Raw genomic sequence first — 15,996 nt, forward strand, 5'->3', positions numbered from 1 at the left:
GCCTGCGCCCGACCGTGGCCCAGATGTCGCCGCTGGTCTCGGCGAACCGCTTGGCGACCAGCCGCAGCGTCTCACCCGAGACACCCAGCCGTGCCGCGATCACCTCGACAGGATCAACCTCGCCGGTCGAGGTGTCCAACGCGAGCAGCACCTGCGCCCGCCTGATCATCGAGGCCGGATGCACACCCGTGGTGGTGACCCGAACCAACGCTTCACGATCGGCCGCGGTCAAGGTGACCGGCCGCTTCTTCTGTGACGGCATGACTTGTCCTGACCGGCAGAGGGGACGAGGAAGATCTGCCAACACCAGCCTGCCACACCCCAGAACTAAACAGCGACGGTCTACTAGGTGCATTATTTTCACCTTTGGCTGCCGGCAGCCGCGGACGAGTATCGGAGACCCATGACGCAAGGCGACGCCCACCCACATCCGTTGGCACAGGCGAGCAGCCAGCCGCCCGTCGACTGGGCCTCGGAATGAGATGAGACGATCGCGGCCACATCTGTTCATATCACTGGGCGTACCGATGGCAGTTTACGGCTGCATCGTGCTCGTGATTCGACATGAGCTCCTTCTGGGCTCCATGCACTGCGCGTTCGGACTCTCCCTCCTCTTTCAGGGAACAAGAGCGAGGAACGGTTCGCACCCACGAGGCCCGGCTTCGTAAGGATGGCCAAACGGTTGGACACCAGGAAACGCGCCAGAATCTGCGGCACACTTCTCCTGCTACTCACCGCGGTCATAGTCTCCTTCGAAATCTTTGCGTTCGACGACACGAGGTCCGCCATCACCGCCGGCGGCTCCGGGATTCTTGCGTGCACCCTGATCTTCAAAGCAGCAAAATCACCAACCAGATAGGTCGAAGCTCCAGCGGACTGTGCGGTGGTAGGACGCCCGGTCGGGCGGGGGAGGACGTCACGGTGAGACGAGCGACGGGCGTGCGGGCGAGGTGGTGGGCGGCCGGGCCGGTTCGCGCAGGTCGTAGGTGACTCCGGTGAGCCGCTCGGACTCCTCCCACAGCCGGCGCTGCCGGCGGACGTCCGCAGCGCGCGCGCTGGCCTCGGTGACGACGGGCAGACCGGTGCTGCCCAGCAGTCCGCCGGGGCCGTAGTACTCGCCGCCGCGGGCACCCGGATCGACCGCGGCCCGGACCGTCGCCAACGCGCCGACCCGCGGACCCTGGATGAGCCAGGACATCACCGGTGCCATGCGCGCGCCCAGGAACACCCGGGCCGCGGGCGTGAGACCGCGGCCCAGTTCGGTCCGGGCGATGCCCGGATGCGCGGCCACCGCGATGGTCGACCCGCCGGCCTGCGCAAGGCGGCGTTGCAGCTCGAAGGTGAACATCACGTTGGCGAGCTTCGAATCCGGGTAGGGCCGACGGGAGCGCCTGCGACCGCCCGGCCGCTCGCCCGACGGCAGCCGGCGCAGGTGATCGACGTCGATCCGCCCGTACCGGTGAACGAGGCTGCTCACGGTGACAATCCGCGATCCCGCCGTCGCCACCAGCCGGTCGAGCAGCAGGCCGGTCAGGGCGAAGTGACCGAGATGATTGATGCCGAACGTCGGCTCGAAGCCGTCCTCGGTGCGCCCCGGGGGCGGACACATGACCCCGGCGTTGTTGATGAGCAGATCCAGGCGCGGGTGTGCCGCCCGGATCCGCTCGGCCGCCGAGCGCACGGAGGCAAGGGAGGCCAGATCCAGCTGTTCCACCCGGACATCCGACGCGGGAATGCCGACCCGGATGCGCGCCGCGGCCAGTCGGGCCCGCGCCGCGTCGCGGCAGACCAGGATGACGGTGGCGCCATGCTCGGCGAGCACCCTCGCCGTCTCGAAGCCGAGGCCGGAGTTGGCGCCGGTGACGATGGCCGTGCGTCCACGCTGATCGGGCACGTCGGCCACGGTCCAGCGCGGGTTGTCGGTGTGGAGAACCTTCCTCACTCCCTCGGTCTCACGCTGTCCACCGGAACCCCGGGCAGCGTACGGTTCGGCCGATCGATCAGCTCGGTTCCAGCAGGACCAGCGGGATCACCCGGTCCGTCCTCGCCTGGTAGCCCCTGTACCAGCGGTTGTCGGCGATGACGCGCGGCCACAGTCGTTCGCGCTCCGCCGGGGTGGCCGCCCGGGCCCGCATCGGCCGCCACGGGCCGCCCCCGGCTCGCACCGTCACCTCCGGGTTCGCACAGACATTCAGGAACCAGTCCGGATGACGGTCATCGCCTGCCCGCGACGCAACCAGGACGATGGTCGATCCCTCGCGCAGCGGCGAGGTCACCAGGAGGGTGTGGGGGTGGCCGCTGCGGCGGCCCGTGGTGGTCAGTTCCAGGACGGGCATCCCGCCCGCCCGCCAGCCGAGCCGGCCACGGGTGACCTTCACGAGAGCCCGGTGCACGGTGTTCAGCGTCTTCAGCGTCCGAGTGGTCGGCATGCCTCGCCCCTCGTTCCGTCCTCGTCCTGTCCCGGCCTTCCGGACCCGGCGATCCTGCGCACGTCCGCCCGGATGTCCACCTGGCGCCCGGATGTTCGCCTAGCGCCCGGATGTCCATCTGCGCGAGAGCATGCCGTCTCCGGGGGACATCGTGCACGAACCGTCGTGAACCGGACGGCAACCGCTGATCATTTTCCGTGTGCACTCAGCCACTCGACGACTCCGCCGACGGTGTCCCCCGGTATTCATGGGAGTGAGGCGCCGGGTCGGGCGGCAGAGGGCGAGGACATCGACGTGGCAGAGCTCACGAACGAGATCATCGTCGCTGCGCAGGCCGGCGGCGGGCACGATCTCGCCGCCGCTGACGTGGCCGCTGCGCGCTACGAGCCGGACTGGGTGCAGACGTTGTTCACCCTCCCGGAGCTGCTGCGGGTGCTCGACCTGACGCCGGCGCTGCCCACGACGGCGGCGCGGTGCGTGCCGAGCGGGCACGGGGGTGTCCTCGGCGCGCAGCAGCTCGGCCAGCAGGTCGTCCTCGCCGAGCGGCTGGCGTCCGGCAAGCGGCTGCACACCCTGCAGACGGTCTTCATCCATGGCGGCCGCGCCGACCTGCCGCTGGAGATCGACGTGGAGCGGCTCGCCGGAGGCCGGTCGGTGGAGTCGTTCGCCCTGTCCCTGCGCCAGGGCGGCGACCAGCTCAGCCGGGCGCAGGTGATGCTCACCGGGGACGCCCCCGACTTGCACCGGTTCGACTCCCCCGCCGCGGACCTCGGACGCCCGGCCGACGCCGAACCCGTCCGCCGCGCGCTGCTGCCCTGGGAGGCGGCGATCATCCCGCGCCGGGCGCCACGCCAGCTCGACCTGTGGACCCNCATCGCCGACGCCCCGGAGGACCCGACCTTCTGGCGGGCCCTGATCGCGCACACCGTGGAAACGCTCGCCATCGCCGACGGGATGCTCCACGGCGGGATACCGCTGCCACCCCGCGCCGAGCTGCAGGCGGTGGTCCTCACGCAGACCGTCACCTACCTCGACGACCTCGACGTCCGCGACTGGCACCTCTACCGGGTCCACACTCCGCAGGCGGCCCGGGGACGGATCCTCGGCCGCGGCGAGCTCTACGGCGCCGACGGCGGGCTGCGGGCGGTCTTCGAGACCGTCAACCTCGTGCGGCCCGCCCGAACCCGGCCGGGTCAGGCAGGGCAGGCGGGTCAGGCAGAGCAGCCGGGTCAGTAGCGACGGTTGGTGTTGCCCTGGTCGACGGGCAGGACGACGCCACTGATCCAGCGGGCCTCGTCGCTGGACAGGAACACCACGGCCTGCGAGATGTCCTCGGGTTCGAGCCACGGCCGGCCCATCGGCATCGACGCGGCGAAGCCCTCCCGGCAGTCGTCCACCGTCGGGTTCGGCAGGTCCGGGCGGAACAGGTGGAACTGCTGGGTGTTCTCGGTGACCATCGGGGTGTTCACCGTGCCCGGTGCGATGACGTTCACCCGGATCTGGCGGTGGGCCACCTCGTTGGCCAGTGACATCGCCATCCCGATCACGCCGTTCTTCGTGGTGACGTAGTCGGACAGGTTCGGGACGCGGTTGAGCGCCGCGCCCGAGCTGATGACGATGATCGACCCGCCCCTGCGCCCGGCGAGCAGGTGCGGGACGGACGCGGCGAGGGTGTGGAAGACGCCGGTGAGGTTGATGCCGATCACGTCGTCCCACTGCTCCGGCGGGATCTCCCACAGCCGGCGCGCGGGCGGGGAGATTCCGGCGCTCGCCACGACGATGTCCAGACCGCCGAGTTCGCGCACGCCGGTGGCGAGCAGATCCACGATCGCCGCCCGGTCGCGCACGTCGCCCACCCGGGCGATGATCCGCCGGCCGGCCTTCTCGACCAGGGCGACGGTCTCGGCGAGCTCGTCGGCGGTGCCCAGCGGGTAGCCCATCGTCGCGACGTCGGCGGCCCGGTCGATGCCGATGATGTCCGCGCCCTCGCGGGCGAGCGCGACCGCGTGGGAGCGGCCCTGCCCGCGGGCGATTCCGGTGATGAAGGCGACCTTGCCGGCGAGGCGTCCCGCGGCGGCGGGCGCCGTCACCGCCGCGCTCCCGGCCAGGTCGTCGCCGCGCGTCCCATCGTCATGGTGTCCTCCCGCTTGCGTCGTCACCGGGCCGTTCGCGTCGCACGCACCCCTCCGATAGTCATATCGTTTAAACATTCGCCCGTCACCCGAAGGAGCCCCGGCGGTGGAAGAACCCAAGTTCGTCCGGGTCGAGATCGCTGACCGCATCGCCACGGTCACGCTCGCCCGCCCCCCGCGCAACGCGCTGAGCGCGCCGATGATGCGCGAGATCGGGCAGGTGTTCACCGAGCTCGGTCGGGGGGATGAGGCCGCCGTCGCGATCCTCGCCTCGGACTTCGAGCGTGTCTTCTGCGCCGGCGCCGACATCACCGAGTCCGAACGCCGCTACACCCGCCGGGAGCTGCTGCCCGAGGAGAGCCTGACCGACCTGATCGATCCCGGCTCCGTCGTGCGCGGCTGCCTCGCCGGCATCCGCGACGGCGGGCTGCCGGTCGTCGCGGCGGTCGGCGGCGCGTGCGTCGGCGCCGGGGCAGCCCTGGTCGGCTGCTGCGACCTGGTGGTCCTCGCCGAGGAGGCGTTCTTCTCCCTGCCGGAGATCGACGTGGGCGTCCTCGGTGGCACCCGGCACGTGCAGCGCCTCGTCGGGCCGATGAAGACCCGCGAGATGGCGCTGACGGGCCGGCGCGTGCCCGCGGCCGAGTTCTACCGGCTCGGCGCCGCCGCCGCGTTGGTGCCCCGCGCGGAGCTCGCCGCCACCGCGCGCGCCCTGGCCGCGGAGGTCGCGGCGAAGAGCCCGCTGGCGCTGCGGCTGTCCAAGGAGTCGATGAACCGGGTCGAGGACCTCCCCCTCGACGAGGGCTACCGGCTGGAGCAGGACTACACCGCGCGGGTCAGCCGCCTCGACGACGCCGGGGAGGCTCGCCGCGCCTACCTGGAGAAGCGCGAGCCGCACTGGACCTGGCGCTGACGCTGTTCGCCGGGCGGCGCCGCGGCAACGTCGGCGGCGCCGCCCGGCGTTCGGTCAGGCGACGTGCCAGCCGGTGTCCGCGGCGATCTTGGCGGCGTTGACGAGCACGGCGGCGTCCGAGCACAGCCAGACGACGACCTCGGCGATCTCCTCGGGGCGGCTGAGCCGGCGGATCGGCTGGGCCTGCTCCATCGCCCGCAACTGCTCCGGCGTCAGGTACTGGCGGGCCCGCTCGACGATGCCGGTGTCCACGTTGCCGGGCGCCACGGCGTTGACCCGGATGTTGCGCCGGGCGTACTGCAGGGCGGCGGCCGTGGTCAGGCCCACCACGCCGTGCTTGCTGGCCGTGTAGCCGATGTCGGCGACGTTGCCCTTGTAGGTGGACTCCGACGCCACGTTGACGATGGCCCCGCCGCCGCNCTCCAGCATCCGCGGGATCTCGTACTTCAGGCACAGGAAGACGCTGGTCAGGTTGGTGCGCAGGATCCGCTCCCAGAGCTGTTCCGGGTAGCTGACGACCGGGTCCTGGGACTCGACGATGCCGGCGTTGTTGTGGGCGTAGTCCAGGCCCCCGTAGGTGGCGACGGTGCGGTCGACCATGTCCCGCACGGCGTCCGGCTCACCGACGTCGGCGTGGACGAACGTCGCCTGCCCACCCGCGGCCCGGATCAGCTCGACCGTCTCCGCCCCCGTGTCCGGGTTGATGTCGGCGACGACCACCGCCGCGCCGCACTCGGCGAACCGCCGGGCCGAGGCCCGTCCCATCCCGTAGCCGCCGCCGGTGACCAGCGCGACCTTGCCAGACATGTCGATGTGCACCGTGGCCGTCATCGGGGTCTCCTTCTGCTGGTCAGGACCGGCTCACGGCGCCGGACGGGTCGAAGTCCAGCTCGGGCAGGGGGGCGCCGGTGATCGCGGCCGGGTCGAGGTCGTCGGCGAGCGGGGGGAACGACGCGGGACGCTTCGCCAGGAAGCTGTCGATGCCCTCGCGGAAGTCCGGGCCGACGGCGGCGGCGGCCATCGCCCGGTAGGTGCGGCCGAGCGCCGCGTCGAGCTCGCCGGTGCTGTCCGTGCGCAGCTGGTGGCGGATCAGCGCCAGCGACACCGGCGAGCAGTTCGCCGCGATGTCCGCGGCATAGGCGCGCGCGGCGGGCAGGAGCTGCGCGGGCTCCACGACCCGGGTGACGACGCCGAGCTCGCGGGCCTCGTCGGCGTCGAACACCCGCGACGACAGCAGCAGGTCCGCCGCCCGTTCCTGCCCGATGAGGCGGGGCAGCAGCCAGGTGATGCCGAACTCGCCGGCCAGCCCGCGGCGGGCGAAGGCGGTGGTGAACCGCGCACCGCGGGCGGCGAACCGCACGTCGCACAGCAGGGCCTGGACCAGGCCCATGCCGGCGCAGGCCCCGTTGACAGCGGCGATCATGGGCTTGCGCACCGACCAGGCCCGCACCGGTGAGCGGCGGCCGGTGGTGTCCATCGGCTTGCCGGCGATCTGGCCGAGCCGGCCGGTGTCGACCCCCGGGCAGAACGTGGTGCCCGCGCCGGTGACGATCAGCACGCGGATCGCCGGGTCGCGATCGGCCTGCGCGAGGACGTCGAAGTACCGGTTCTCCATCTCGGGGTTCCAGCCGTTGCGCCGCTCCGGCCGGTTCAGCGTCACCACCCCGACGCCGTCGCCGCCCACGTCGAGCAGCACCGGCCCCTCGGCCACCACCGACCGGTCCGCCGCCGCCTCGCCCGCCGCCGCCTCGCCCGCCGCCGCCTCGCCCGCCGCCGTCTCGCCCGCCGCCGTCTCGCCCGCGGTCGTCTCGCCCGCGGTCGTCGTCGATTCCGTCGTCACCGCCGCCTCCCACCTGTAGCTGTAGCGCGAGGGCCAGCATTTCCCGTCGACGGGCGCAGTGTCGAGCGATGCGCATAATTCACTACATTCTTTAGCGATCGAGTCCCATCGGGCCTCCCCCGGCCCCCTCCCGGGCCGCCGCCATGGGCACCGCCTCGGCCGGTCGGCGGCGATCTCTCGCCGGCCGGTGGGCCCCGTGCGCCGCCTACGATGGCGTGATGATCAGTTATCCGTCAGCGGGGCACCCGACCGGCCCGCCCGCACTGGTGGGCGAGACGCACGCGTGCGCCGACTGCGGCTTCTCCTACCCGACGCGCACCGTGGACGATGTCCTGGCGGAACTCGCGACGCTGCCGGCGCGGGTGGCGCAGGCCGTCACCGCCGCCGGCCCCGATCTGCTGCGGCAACGGCTCTCGCCCGGCACGTGGTCCGTCCTCGAGTACGCCTGCCACCTGCGGGACGTCCTCGCGACCTCCACCATCCGGCTGCACCGGGCCCGCACCGAGGTCCGGCCCGTCGTCGAGCCGATGCTCAACGACCTGCGCGCCCGCCGGTTCCGCTACAACGAGCTCGACCCGGCGGCGGTGCTGGCCGAGCTCGCCGCCAACGCTCAGGGCCTGCGCGACGAAGCCGGCCGGGTCGAGCCGCAGGACTGGGAACGGACGGTGGCGCGCCTACCCGGCGAGGAACGCACCGCCCGCTGGCTGCTCCGCAACGCGCTGCACGAGGGGATCCATCACCTGGCCGACATCCAGCGGGGGTCAGGGGCGGCGTAGCGCGTCGATGGCGACGTCGAGGGCCGCCTCGAGATGGGTGGTGCTGCCGGTGGACAGCAGCATGAGCACGCCGCCCTGAATGCCGGCGATCAGCGCCGCGGCGTGGCGCTCGGCGTCCAGCAGCGGGGAGATCTCGCCTGCCCGCGCCATCGCGCGGATGCCGGTGGCGATCTGCGCCTGCCACTGGTTCATCAGCTCCGTGACGACCGCCTGAGCGCCGGGGGTGCTCCGCCCGAGCTGCGACACCAGGACGCTCAGCGGGCAGTGCCGCCCCTGCTCGCGGTAGCGGGCGACGACCTTGTCCCGCCACACGAGCCACGCCGGCCACGAGGTGAGCTCGCCGAGCTGGGGCTGCTGGTCGGCGAGGACCCGGTCGGCCTCGAAGCGGGCCACGGCCAGCAGTAGCTCCTCCTTGCCGGTCGGGAAGTAGTGGAAGAGCTGGCTCTTGCTGGTGCCGGTGCGGGCGCGGACGTCGTCCAGCGTGGTCGCCATGACCCCGCGCTCGCGGATCTCGGCCGCCGCCCCCTCGATGATCCGTTGCCGGGTCGCGCTGCCCTTCGACGTCAGCCTGGTCGGCACGTCCGCTCCTCCCGCCAGCCATTTCTGGACTTGCGGGTCCAGTTTATCCCGGGCAGATTGGGCCGCGCACCAGCCGACGCCCACGACCTGCAGCGGTGGAGCAGACCACCGCCGGAAGGAACCCCGAATGTCGACCACACCCCTGGCCGGACGCAGCGCTCTCGTCACCGGCTCGACCGACGGCATCGGCGCGGCGATCGCCGCCGAGCTCGCCGCAGCCGGTGCCCACGTGGTGGTCAGCGGTCGTGACGCCGGGCGCGGCGCCGAGGTCACCCGGGCGATCGGCGCGGCCGGTGGGCGGGCCACGTTCGTCCCCGCCGACCTCGCCGCCGGTGCGCCCGCCGTGCAGGCGCTCGCCGACGCCGCCCGCGACGCCGTCGGTGGCGTGCCGGACATCCTCGTCAACAACGCGGCTATGATCATCTCGCCGAAGCCCACCGCGGAGGTGGGCGAGGCATTCATCACCGCCGCGCTCGCCCTCAACGTCACGGCGACGTTCCTGCTCACCGGCGTCGTCGCACCCGCCATGGCGGCCCGCGGCAGCGGAGCCGTCATCAACATCGGCTCCATCAACGGCCTGGTCGGGATGGGCGGGTCGGCCCTGTACAGCGCGACGAAGGCGGCCGTGCACTCGCTGACGAAGTCGTGGGCCGCCGAGTACGGTCCGGCGGGCGTGCGGGTGAACACCGTCGCACCCGGCCCCACGCTGACCCGCCGCATCGAGCAGTACGCCGACCGCATCGCGCCCCTGGTCGCGCGGGCGCCCTCGCGGCGACCCAGCAGGCCGGCGGAGATCGGCCGCGCGGTGGTGTTCCTCGCCGGCGACGACGCCGCCAACATTCACGGGGCGACGCTGAGCGTCGACGGCGGCTGGTCGGCCGTCTGACGATGTGCACCGCAGGAAATCTGACGATGTGCACCGCAGGAAAGAGGAAGCCTCCGCGGCGGAGGGGATCCACGGAGGCTTCGTGATGCCGCGACTCCCGGACGGAAGCAGGCCGCGGTCCGCGGCGGGCTACCGGGAGGAACGGAGAACCGGAAAAGCGAGGTCGGGCCTGACGGTGGGCCTTCTCCGGCGCAGCGCTCAGGCGGAGTGCTCAGGCGGAGCGGAACGACCCCGCGTCGGCGTGCTCGCGCGACGCCCCCCCGCGCCGCTGCGACGGAACGGCGACGGAAGTCCGAACGTCCTCGTCGCGGGTGAGGATCGCCACCATCTCCTGACGGGTGGACGGCGAGAGCTCGGGGTCGGACAGCAGCATCGCCACTTCGCGACGCTGGGCCCGCGCAGCACGGTGCGAGGTGAGCGACGTACGCAGGGAGGAAACAACGGAATTCTGGGTACGCATGAAGAACTCCTTGAAGTTATTGCCACGGGAGGGTGGGCCACTGTCACCCTCCGGCTTCCATTGTGCGCCCGCTGGGCGACTTTCGACAGCGCCGTGGACGTGATCTGGACTGCAGTCCGACACTTCCGGACAGCCGCTATGACCCGGCCCACAGTAATGGCGCTCACAATCGCTGCGATTCGTAACACCGGTCACACCCATTAAGGCAGGGACAATGTGTCCGCGTCGCGCGGGTCACAATTCCCCCCTCGGCCGGGCCNGTCGGCATCGCACCGGCCGGCCATTCGGCTCGTAGTCCAGGTCACATTCCCCCACACCGGAGCAACCTTGCGACCGGGAATCGCGTCGGGCCTTCTTGACCGCAAGCAGCCAGCCGGACGCCTGGCGGTCGCCAGCACCAGGGATCGGTGCTGCGGCACCAGGCCGGCGTCACAGCACCAGGCCGGGTGGTGCGAGGGTCCTGGCCGGGCCCCGGCGGCCCCCGCCATGCCCGGAAAGCCCGTCGGCGGCCGAGCCGGACAATCACGAACAAATGAATGAAGACCCGGGTCGTGCACTGCACCCCGAAGACGCCCCACCGGCCCGTCCCGCACCTAATGCCGTGACGGCGAAAGGCGGTCGCACCATGGATGTCCGGGATGCGCGAAGGCGAGCGCGTCAACGAGCCATCGGCGCCGCGCCGCGGTGAGGACCGGCGGCGCCGCGACCAGGTCGCGCTCGCCCTTCGGCTGCGGTGCCGCCGCCTTGTAGAACAACTGCACCTCGGGGGCGAGATAGGGGGCGAGGTAGAGAATGCCGTCCGAGGTGACGTTCCTCAGCGCTGCGACCGTACGGCGGACCCGCCGGTCACACCGGCCTTCCCAGTAACCGTCCCGCGCCGCAGGACGGCCACGTCGATATCTCCGTGCTCACGGAGACCCCGGCCGACCGCGCTTTGAATCGCGTAGCCACCCGCGATCCACCACGGCTCGGCCAGCACCGCGAACAGCACCGTCACCTCCGGCGGATCCGTCGGCTCCCATCGACCCCAGGGGCCCTCGGTGCGCATCCGACGATCCCGCGCTCCAGGCCCGCCGTCCGCTCCGGGCCCGCGTCGACGGCACCGGCCGGTCGGACTCCCCCGCACCGCACAGCGCCGCGGGTGAGGCAGGTGCGACGCGCCACCGAGGAGGATCACCAAGAGATCAACCGGTGACGCCCGCCGCGACGATCAGCCCACGCCTCCATAGACTCTCGTGCTAACGTCCCCCTGCAGGGGGCCTCGTCAACCCATGATGGGGTGACGAGGGCGGGTCGGTAGCACTGCAGCGATCTTCGTACGCAGCGTTACCCAAGAAGATCATCTTCACCCGCGGAGATCATCGTTACACGCGGAGCACGCGGAGATCGTCGTTACCCGAGGAGGTCGTCCGATGCTCACGTCCGGCACGATGACCGAGTTCGACCGGGGGGCGGGCAGTCTCTGTCTCGACTTCGTCGCGACCGTGCGCGACTGGCCGGGGCGCCGCGTCGAGCTGCTCGCCACCCCGGCGGAGCTGACCGGCTGGTTCGAGGAACAGGGGCTGCCGGCCGCCGCCGGCGGACTCACCGAGCCGGACCTGCTCGCCGCACGTGACCTGCGGGGGGCGGTGAACGAGACCACCCGCGGTCTGATCGCCAGCCGGCCGCCCACCCCCGAGGACATCCGGCTGATCAACGCGGCGGGCCGGCGTCCGACACCGGTGTTCCTGCTCGGCCCGGGGGGCCGGACACGGACCCCGGTCCCGGAACCCGACGCGGGCGCCGCGCTCTCCGTCATCGCCCGCGACGCGATCAACCTGCTCACCGGGCCGGATCTCGGTCGCGTCCGGGCCTGCGACAGCGACGGCTGCGCGACGCTGTTCCTCGACCGTTCGCCCTCCGGGCGGCGGCGCTGGTGTTCGATGCGCCGCTGCGGGGGCAGGGCCGCCGCAGCGAACTACCGACGCCGGCGCGCCGCACGCTCCCAGCCCTGACCGTCGACCCCGAACCGACTCCCTCTCGGAGGTTCTCATGTCCACGCCGCCCGCGGACAGCTTCCATCAGCGGCTGCATCAGGTCACGCCCGCCGGCCTGTCCAACCGGACCTCGCAGACCGCCGGGATGAGCCGGGTCGAGGCGTTGTCCGGGAAGACCGTCGGGTCCGTCGACCTGTGGATGGGGCAGACCCACGTCGCCGCGGCGACCTCCTCCGCAAACCACCATCACGGCCGCTCGGAGACGGGCATCTACGTCGTCTCCGGCCACCCGAGCTTCGTCTTCCTGGAGCACGAGGAGGAGATCCGGCTCGACACGAACCCGGGCGACTACATCTACGTGCCGCCGTGGGTGCCGCACCGGGAGGAGAACCCGGACCCCGACGAGGAGGCCGTCGTCGTCATCGCCCGGACCACCCAGGAGGCGATCGTCGTGAACCTCCCGGACCTGCGTTGGGTCGGGCCCGTCGCCACCGGCAACGTCGGCCCCGCCCGTCGGAAGTGGCACACCTACTGACCGCGGTTCAGCGGGGGGTGCCCGTCGCTCGCGACGGGTCGGCGGCGGGCGCGCCGCCGGGGAAGGGCGGCTCGGCCGCGGGCTTGTCCCGGCCGCGGCGGATCGCCGCGATCTGCGCGAGCAGGCGCGTGCGCGCCTCGTCGGCGGCCAGGCCGAACAGGTCGAACGACACCACGCCGCCGAGCAGGCCGGGCCGAGGGCAGTCCTCCACCCGAACCGGGACCAGCCGGCGGGCGAAGCCGGCGGGGTCCGCCTGGTACGCCCCCTCCCACTCGGCCTGCCCGTAGACCGAGCGCAGGTAGGCGCGGGACAGCACCGCCAGGGTGCGGGCACAGGCGCGAATGCCCTCGTCCATCCGGCTCGCCCAATGGCTGCCGGGCACGAAGTCCCAGGCCTGCACCAGCACCGTGTACCCCGCGACCTCGAGGTGCCAGGCGATCCACTCCGCCCACTCCCGGTCAGCGGCGGTGTAGGAGATGAAGAAATCCCATCGCGCCGCGGATTCGGTCGACTCCGCATCCATACCGGACGGCCGTTCGCCGCCGCGTCCAGGCGCATTCATCGCACAATCTTGCCACGATTCGTCACCAAGCCCCAGACACGCTGGTCGCCGTCGTCAGCACCCCGGTTGCGGCGGGTCGACGGCTCTGTCGACGGCTCTGCGGCTTCGGTTTCCCGACCGACATGGCGCATCGACAACGATTGGGTGTCAGTTGAGCTAAAAGCCTGCGCCGGGATGGTCAAGGTCGATGTGCTGTGACAAAGGCGGCCCGCCCGGGCCGCCCGGACGGGGGCGGGCGACATGACGGTGAAACGGTCCCGGGACGCGGTGCGCACCGCGATGGCCAGCGGGTGGCGGCGGATCTGTCTGCTCGTGGCGGGGCTGCTCGCGCTCGTGGTCACGCAGCCGGGCACGGCGCGGGCCGCGGACACCATCGGGTTCACCGGCGACGCCGGCCGGGGCAACGGTGTCGCCGTGCCGTTCGAGGGGTTCACCGACCGGCGCGGCGGCCCCGTCCCGATCGGCGGCGCGGTCGGCGTCGACCTGGTGCTCGGCTCGACGGCCCGGCCCTACCTGCCCTGCCAGCACTACGACCCGCGGACCCGGACCGGGGACACGTTCGTCAACGCCTGCCAGGAGCGGGGCAGCTACGCCACCTACACCCGGTTCCCGGCCGGTGGCGGGCTGGTCTTCCCGGCCGGCTACTTCATGGGCAACGTCCAACCCGACCTGGTCCGCGGGGGCGGCCTGTCGACCGGCTGGGGGTCGCGCACGGCGGGGCTGTCGTTCGAGTTCTACCCGGAGCTGCGTCGCGACGGCGACTACGTCCACTCCCGGTTCTACCTCGACCGCTTCACCCACCGGGCCAACGGCTGGGCCTACTCCGCGGCCGTCGGTCGGATCGCGCTCACCACGCTCGCCGACCCGGGCACTGCCCGCCTCGGCGGCCGGATGACCGTCGGCGGCCGGGCGCCCGCCCCCGGCCGGGCGAAGGTCGTCATCTTCGGCGGGGCGGCCCGCTCGTCGACGGGCTACCCGATCTCCTCGTTCGCCGTTCACACCGGCAGCGGGGCGCCCACCTGGATCTCCAGCCCGCTCTACGCGGGCAACCAGCGGATCACCGTCACCGACACCACGACCGGCCGCAGTTGCGTCCTGGATCGCTACGGCGTCCGCGGACCGAACAACGTCGTCGACTTCGACCTGGCCGCCCCGGGCTTCGGCCACCCGGACAGCGTCTGCACGTCCTGACCGCCGCCCCCGCCCGCCGACTCCGCCCCCCGCCCCCGGGCCCCCCGTCGTCCCACCGGGGGCGGGTCACCAGGTGACCGGCAGCGACCGCAGGCCGTAGACCACGGAGTGCGGGCGGAACTCGACCTGCTCGTACGGCACCGCGAGCGCGAGCCCCGGAAACCGGCGCAGCAGCGCCGGCAGGCCGACGCGCAGCTCCAACCGGGCCAGCGGCGCGCCGAGGCAGTGGTGCAGCCCGAAGCCGAAGGCGACATGGCCGACGGCACCGCGGGTGATGTCGAGGCGGTCGGGATCGTCGAGGAACGCCGGATCCCGGTTGGCGGCCGGCAGCGACAGCAGGACGTGATCGCCCTTCGCGATCGTGCGCCCCGCGATCGTCACGTCGGCCCGCGCCGTGCGTGGCGCGCCGGCGTGCACGATCGACAGCCAGCGCAGCAGCTCCTCCACGGCCGGGCCGACGCGGGCCGGGTCGTCGCGCACCACGGCAAGCTGGTCGGGATGGCGCAGCAGGGCCAGGGTGCCGAGCGCGAGCATGTTCGCCGTGGTCTCGTGCCCGGCGATGAGCAGCAGGTTGGCGATGCCGACGAGTTCGGCGGTGCTCAGCTCGTCGCCGTGCTCGCGCACCAGCATGCCGAGCATGTCCTCGCCCGGCGCGTTACGGGCCCGCGCGACGAGGTGGGCCATGTACTCCCGGTTCTCGCCGATCAGCGCGAGCCGCTGCGCGGCGGGCAGCGACGCGTCGAGCTGACGGCGCGTGCGGCCCTGGAACTGCGCCCGGTCGGCGTACGGCACGCCGAGCAGCTCGCAGATCACCAGGGACGGCACCGGCAGGGCGAAGGTGGACACCAGGTCCGCCGGGCGACCGGCGCGTTCGGTGTCGTCGAGGGCACCCTCGACGATGGCGGCGACGCGGGGTTCCAGCCGGCGCATCCGCTGGCCGGTGAACTCCGGCGTCAGCATCCGGCGCAGCCGCGTGTGGTCGGGCGGATCGTAGGCGAGCAGGTGACCGGCGCGCAGATCCGCCAGCCGCTCCCCGTGCGGCCCGCGCCCGGTGTGCTGGCCGGCTTCGGCGACGGCGGCGGCCGCGGCGCCGAAGACGCCCGTCTCGGCGTTGCTGAACCGGGACGCGTTGGCGAGCACCGCGCGGACGTCGTCGTACCGGCTCACCAGCTCGGCGGACAGCCCGAACGGGGTCATCACCGGGCAGCCGCCGCCGGCGTCCCGGGAACGAATGATCTCGGGATCGGGATCGAACCCCACCCGCCGCAGGTAGAGCGGCGCCGTCTGCTGATCGGTCATGGTGATCGCGTCCCCCCCACGGTCCGTCGACTCCAGGCCTACTACCCTCGGTACCGACGCAGACACCTCTCGCGTTCGGGACGGTGGGGGCGTCACCCGTCCAGACGGCAACCGGGTCGACGTCGGGCCGCCTCCAGGGGGCTCCTCGCAGGCGCCCAACGATTCCTGTCCACCACCTCAGTCCAACCCGTCTTGAGATCTGCAGGTCTAACCCATTCGAACCCTTACCAGCACTCCTCGCCCCTTGGACCCGATCGAAGCTCGACGACGCGAGTCGACAGCCTGACAGCGAGATAGTCGACGTCATAGGCTGCTCAGTGCAGAGTTTCTGCGTAGAGTCGCTCACGACGCGACCAGCGACCGTGTCAGCCGGGAGGGTGACCATGCTCCTCCACTTTCGAGTGACCAACCACCGGTCGAT

The 15,996-nt window shown here is 72.2% G+C and carries 17 protein-coding genes and 2 pseudogenes; 7 read left to right on the plus strand and 12 right to left on the minus strand.

Annotation, left to right across the window (positions count from 1 at the left end; genetic code table 11):
* The 3 genes and pseudogenes from UK82_RS28800 to UK82_RS28810 form a co-directional block, all read right to left on the minus strand.
* A pseudogene (locus UK82_RS28800) lies at nucleotides 1-262 on the minus strand (helix-turn-helix domain-containing protein); the annotation flags it as partial.
* Between the two features lie 654 nt (nucleotides 263-916).
* Complete coding sequence (locus UK82_RS28805; protein WP_044884875.1) at nucleotides 917-1,942, minus strand: oxidoreductase; 1,026 nt, start codon at nucleotides 1,940-1,942, stop codon at nucleotides 917-919.
* Nucleotides 1,943-2,000: 58 nt separating this feature from the next.
* On the minus strand, nucleotides 2,001-2,429 hold the full coding sequence (locus UK82_RS28810) for a nitroreductase/quinone reductase family protein (RefSeq protein ID WP_055410512.1): 429 nt from the start codon (nucleotides 2,427-2,429) through the stop codon (nucleotides 2,001-2,003).
* A 72-nt stretch (nucleotides 2,430-2,501) separates the two neighbouring features.
* On the opposite strand from UK82_RS28810, the gene UK82_RS40845 reads away from it, so the two are divergent.
* On the plus strand, nucleotides 2,502-3,300 hold a 799-nt coding region (locus UK82_RS40845), incomplete at its 3' end, for an acyl-CoA thioesterase domain-containing protein (RefSeq protein WP_236706570.1).
* 358 nt (nucleotides 3,301-3,658) lie between these two features.
* Here the strand turns inward: UK82_RS40845 and UK82_RS28820 are convergent.
* Entirely contained in the window at nucleotides 3,659-4,519 is an 861-nt protein-coding gene (locus UK82_RS28820; RefSeq protein WP_044884872.1) for a mycofactocin-coupled SDR family oxidoreductase, read from the minus strand.
* A 148-nt stretch (nucleotides 4,520-4,667) separates the two neighbouring features.
* On the opposite strand from UK82_RS28820, the gene UK82_RS28825 reads away from it, so the two are divergent.
* Nucleotides 4,668-5,471 carry an enoyl-CoA hydratase-related protein gene (locus UK82_RS28825; RefSeq protein ID WP_044884871.1) on the plus strand — a complete coding sequence of 268 codons (804 nt, stop codon included), beginning with the start codon at nucleotides 4,668-4,670 and terminating at the stop codon, nucleotides 5,469-5,471.
* 54 nt (nucleotides 5,472-5,525) lie between these two features.
* Here UK82_RS28825 and UK82_RS40855 read toward each other — a convergent pair.
* From UK82_RS40855 to UK82_RS28835, 3 genes and pseudogenes are all read right to left on the minus strand, one after another.
* Nucleotides 5,526-5,890: SDR family NAD(P)-dependent oxidoreductase (locus tag UK82_RS40855; protein ID WP_236706571.1), on the minus strand; the 365-nt coding region annotated here is incomplete at its 5' end.
* A gap of 1 nt (nucleotide 5,891) precedes the next feature.
* Nucleotides 5,892-6,302 (minus strand): annotated as a pseudogene (locus tag UK82_RS40860) (SDR family NAD(P)-dependent oxidoreductase); the annotation flags it as partial.
* Nucleotides 6,303-6,321: 19 nt separating this feature from the next.
* Nucleotides 6,322-7,185, minus strand: coding sequence for an enoyl-CoA hydratase-related protein (locus UK82_RS28835; RefSeq protein WP_044884917.1), 864 nt, complete (start codon nucleotides 7,183-7,185; stop codon nucleotides 6,322-6,324).
* Between the two features lie 344 nt (nucleotides 7,186-7,529).
* On the opposite strand from UK82_RS28835, the gene UK82_RS28840 reads away from it, so the two are divergent.
* Nucleotides 7,530-8,087: a DinB family protein gene (locus UK82_RS28840; RefSeq protein WP_044884916.1), complete on the plus strand. Its 558-nt coding sequence runs from the start codon at nucleotides 7,530-7,532 to the stop codon at nucleotides 8,085-8,087.
* Here UK82_RS28840 and UK82_RS28845 read toward each other — a convergent pair.
* Complete coding sequence (locus tag UK82_RS28845; RefSeq protein WP_044884869.1) at nucleotides 8,073-8,666, minus strand: TetR/AcrR family transcriptional regulator; 594 nt, start codon at nucleotides 8,664-8,666, stop codon at nucleotides 8,073-8,075. The two genes, UK82_RS28840 and UK82_RS28845, sit on opposite strands and share 15 nt — an antisense overlap.
* Before the next feature lie 127 nt (nucleotides 8,667-8,793).
* Here UK82_RS28845 and UK82_RS28850 point away from each other — a divergent pair, with 127 nt between their 5' ends.
* Entirely contained in the window at nucleotides 8,794-9,552 is a 759-nt protein-coding gene (locus UK82_RS28850; protein WP_055410518.1) for an SDR family NAD(P)-dependent oxidoreductase, read from the plus strand.
* A gap of 211 nt (nucleotides 9,553-9,763) precedes the next feature.
* Here the strand turns inward: UK82_RS28850 and UK82_RS33355 are convergent, their stop codons facing one another.
* Nucleotides 9,764-10,012: a hypothetical protein gene (locus tag UK82_RS33355; protein WP_128423290.1), complete on the minus strand. Its 249-nt coding sequence runs from the start codon at nucleotides 10,010-10,012 to the stop codon at nucleotides 9,764-9,766.
* 814 nt (nucleotides 10,013-10,826) lie between these two features.
* Nucleotides 10,827-11,060 carry a nucleotidyltransferase domain-containing protein gene (locus UK82_RS34550; RefSeq protein ID WP_044884867.1) on the minus strand — a complete coding sequence of 78 codons (234 nt, stop codon included), beginning with the start codon at nucleotides 11,058-11,060 and terminating at the stop codon, nucleotides 10,827-10,829.
* A gap of 364 nt (nucleotides 11,061-11,424) precedes the next feature.
* Here UK82_RS34550 and UK82_RS28860 point away from each other — a divergent pair, with 364 nt between their 5' ends.
* Nucleotides 11,425-12,006, plus strand: a complete 582-nt coding sequence (locus tag UK82_RS28860) for an ABATE domain-containing protein (RefSeq protein ID WP_044884866.1) — start codon at nucleotides 11,425-11,427, stop codon at nucleotides 12,004-12,006.
* A 37-nt stretch (nucleotides 12,007-12,043) separates the two neighbouring features.
* Nucleotides 12,044-12,523 carry a cupin domain-containing protein gene (locus UK82_RS28865; protein ID WP_044884865.1) on the plus strand — a complete coding sequence of 160 codons (480 nt, stop codon included), beginning with the start codon at nucleotides 12,044-12,046 and terminating at the stop codon, nucleotides 12,521-12,523.
* A 7-nt stretch (nucleotides 12,524-12,530) separates the two neighbouring features.
* Here the strand turns inward: UK82_RS28865 and UK82_RS28870 are convergent, their stop codons facing one another.
* Nucleotides 12,531-13,046, minus strand: a complete 516-nt coding sequence (locus UK82_RS28870; protein WP_044884864.1) for a toll/interleukin-1 receptor domain-containing protein — start codon at nucleotides 13,044-13,046, stop codon at nucleotides 12,531-12,533.
* A 279-nt stretch (nucleotides 13,047-13,325) separates the two neighbouring features.
* Here UK82_RS28870 and UK82_RS28875 point away from each other — a divergent pair, with 279 nt between their 5' ends.
* On the plus strand, nucleotides 13,326-14,276 hold the full coding sequence (locus tag UK82_RS28875; protein WP_044884863.1) for a hypothetical protein: 951 nt from the start codon (nucleotides 13,326-13,328) through the stop codon (nucleotides 14,274-14,276).
* A 66-nt stretch (nucleotides 14,277-14,342) separates the two neighbouring features.
* On the opposite strand, the gene UK82_RS28880 is transcribed toward UK82_RS28875, so the two are convergent.
* A complete protein-coding gene (locus UK82_RS28880) occupies nucleotides 14,343-15,575 on the minus strand; it encodes a cytochrome P450 (RefSeq protein ID WP_055410526.1) in 1,233 nt (410 codons plus the stop codon).
* Between the last annotated feature and the right edge of the window lie 421 nt (nucleotides 15,576-15,996).

The sequence above is a fragment of the Frankia sp. ACN1ag genome, assembly GCF_001414035.1.
Lineage (GTDB): Bacteria > Actinomycetota > Actinomycetes > Frankiales > Frankiaceae > Frankia > Frankia torreyi.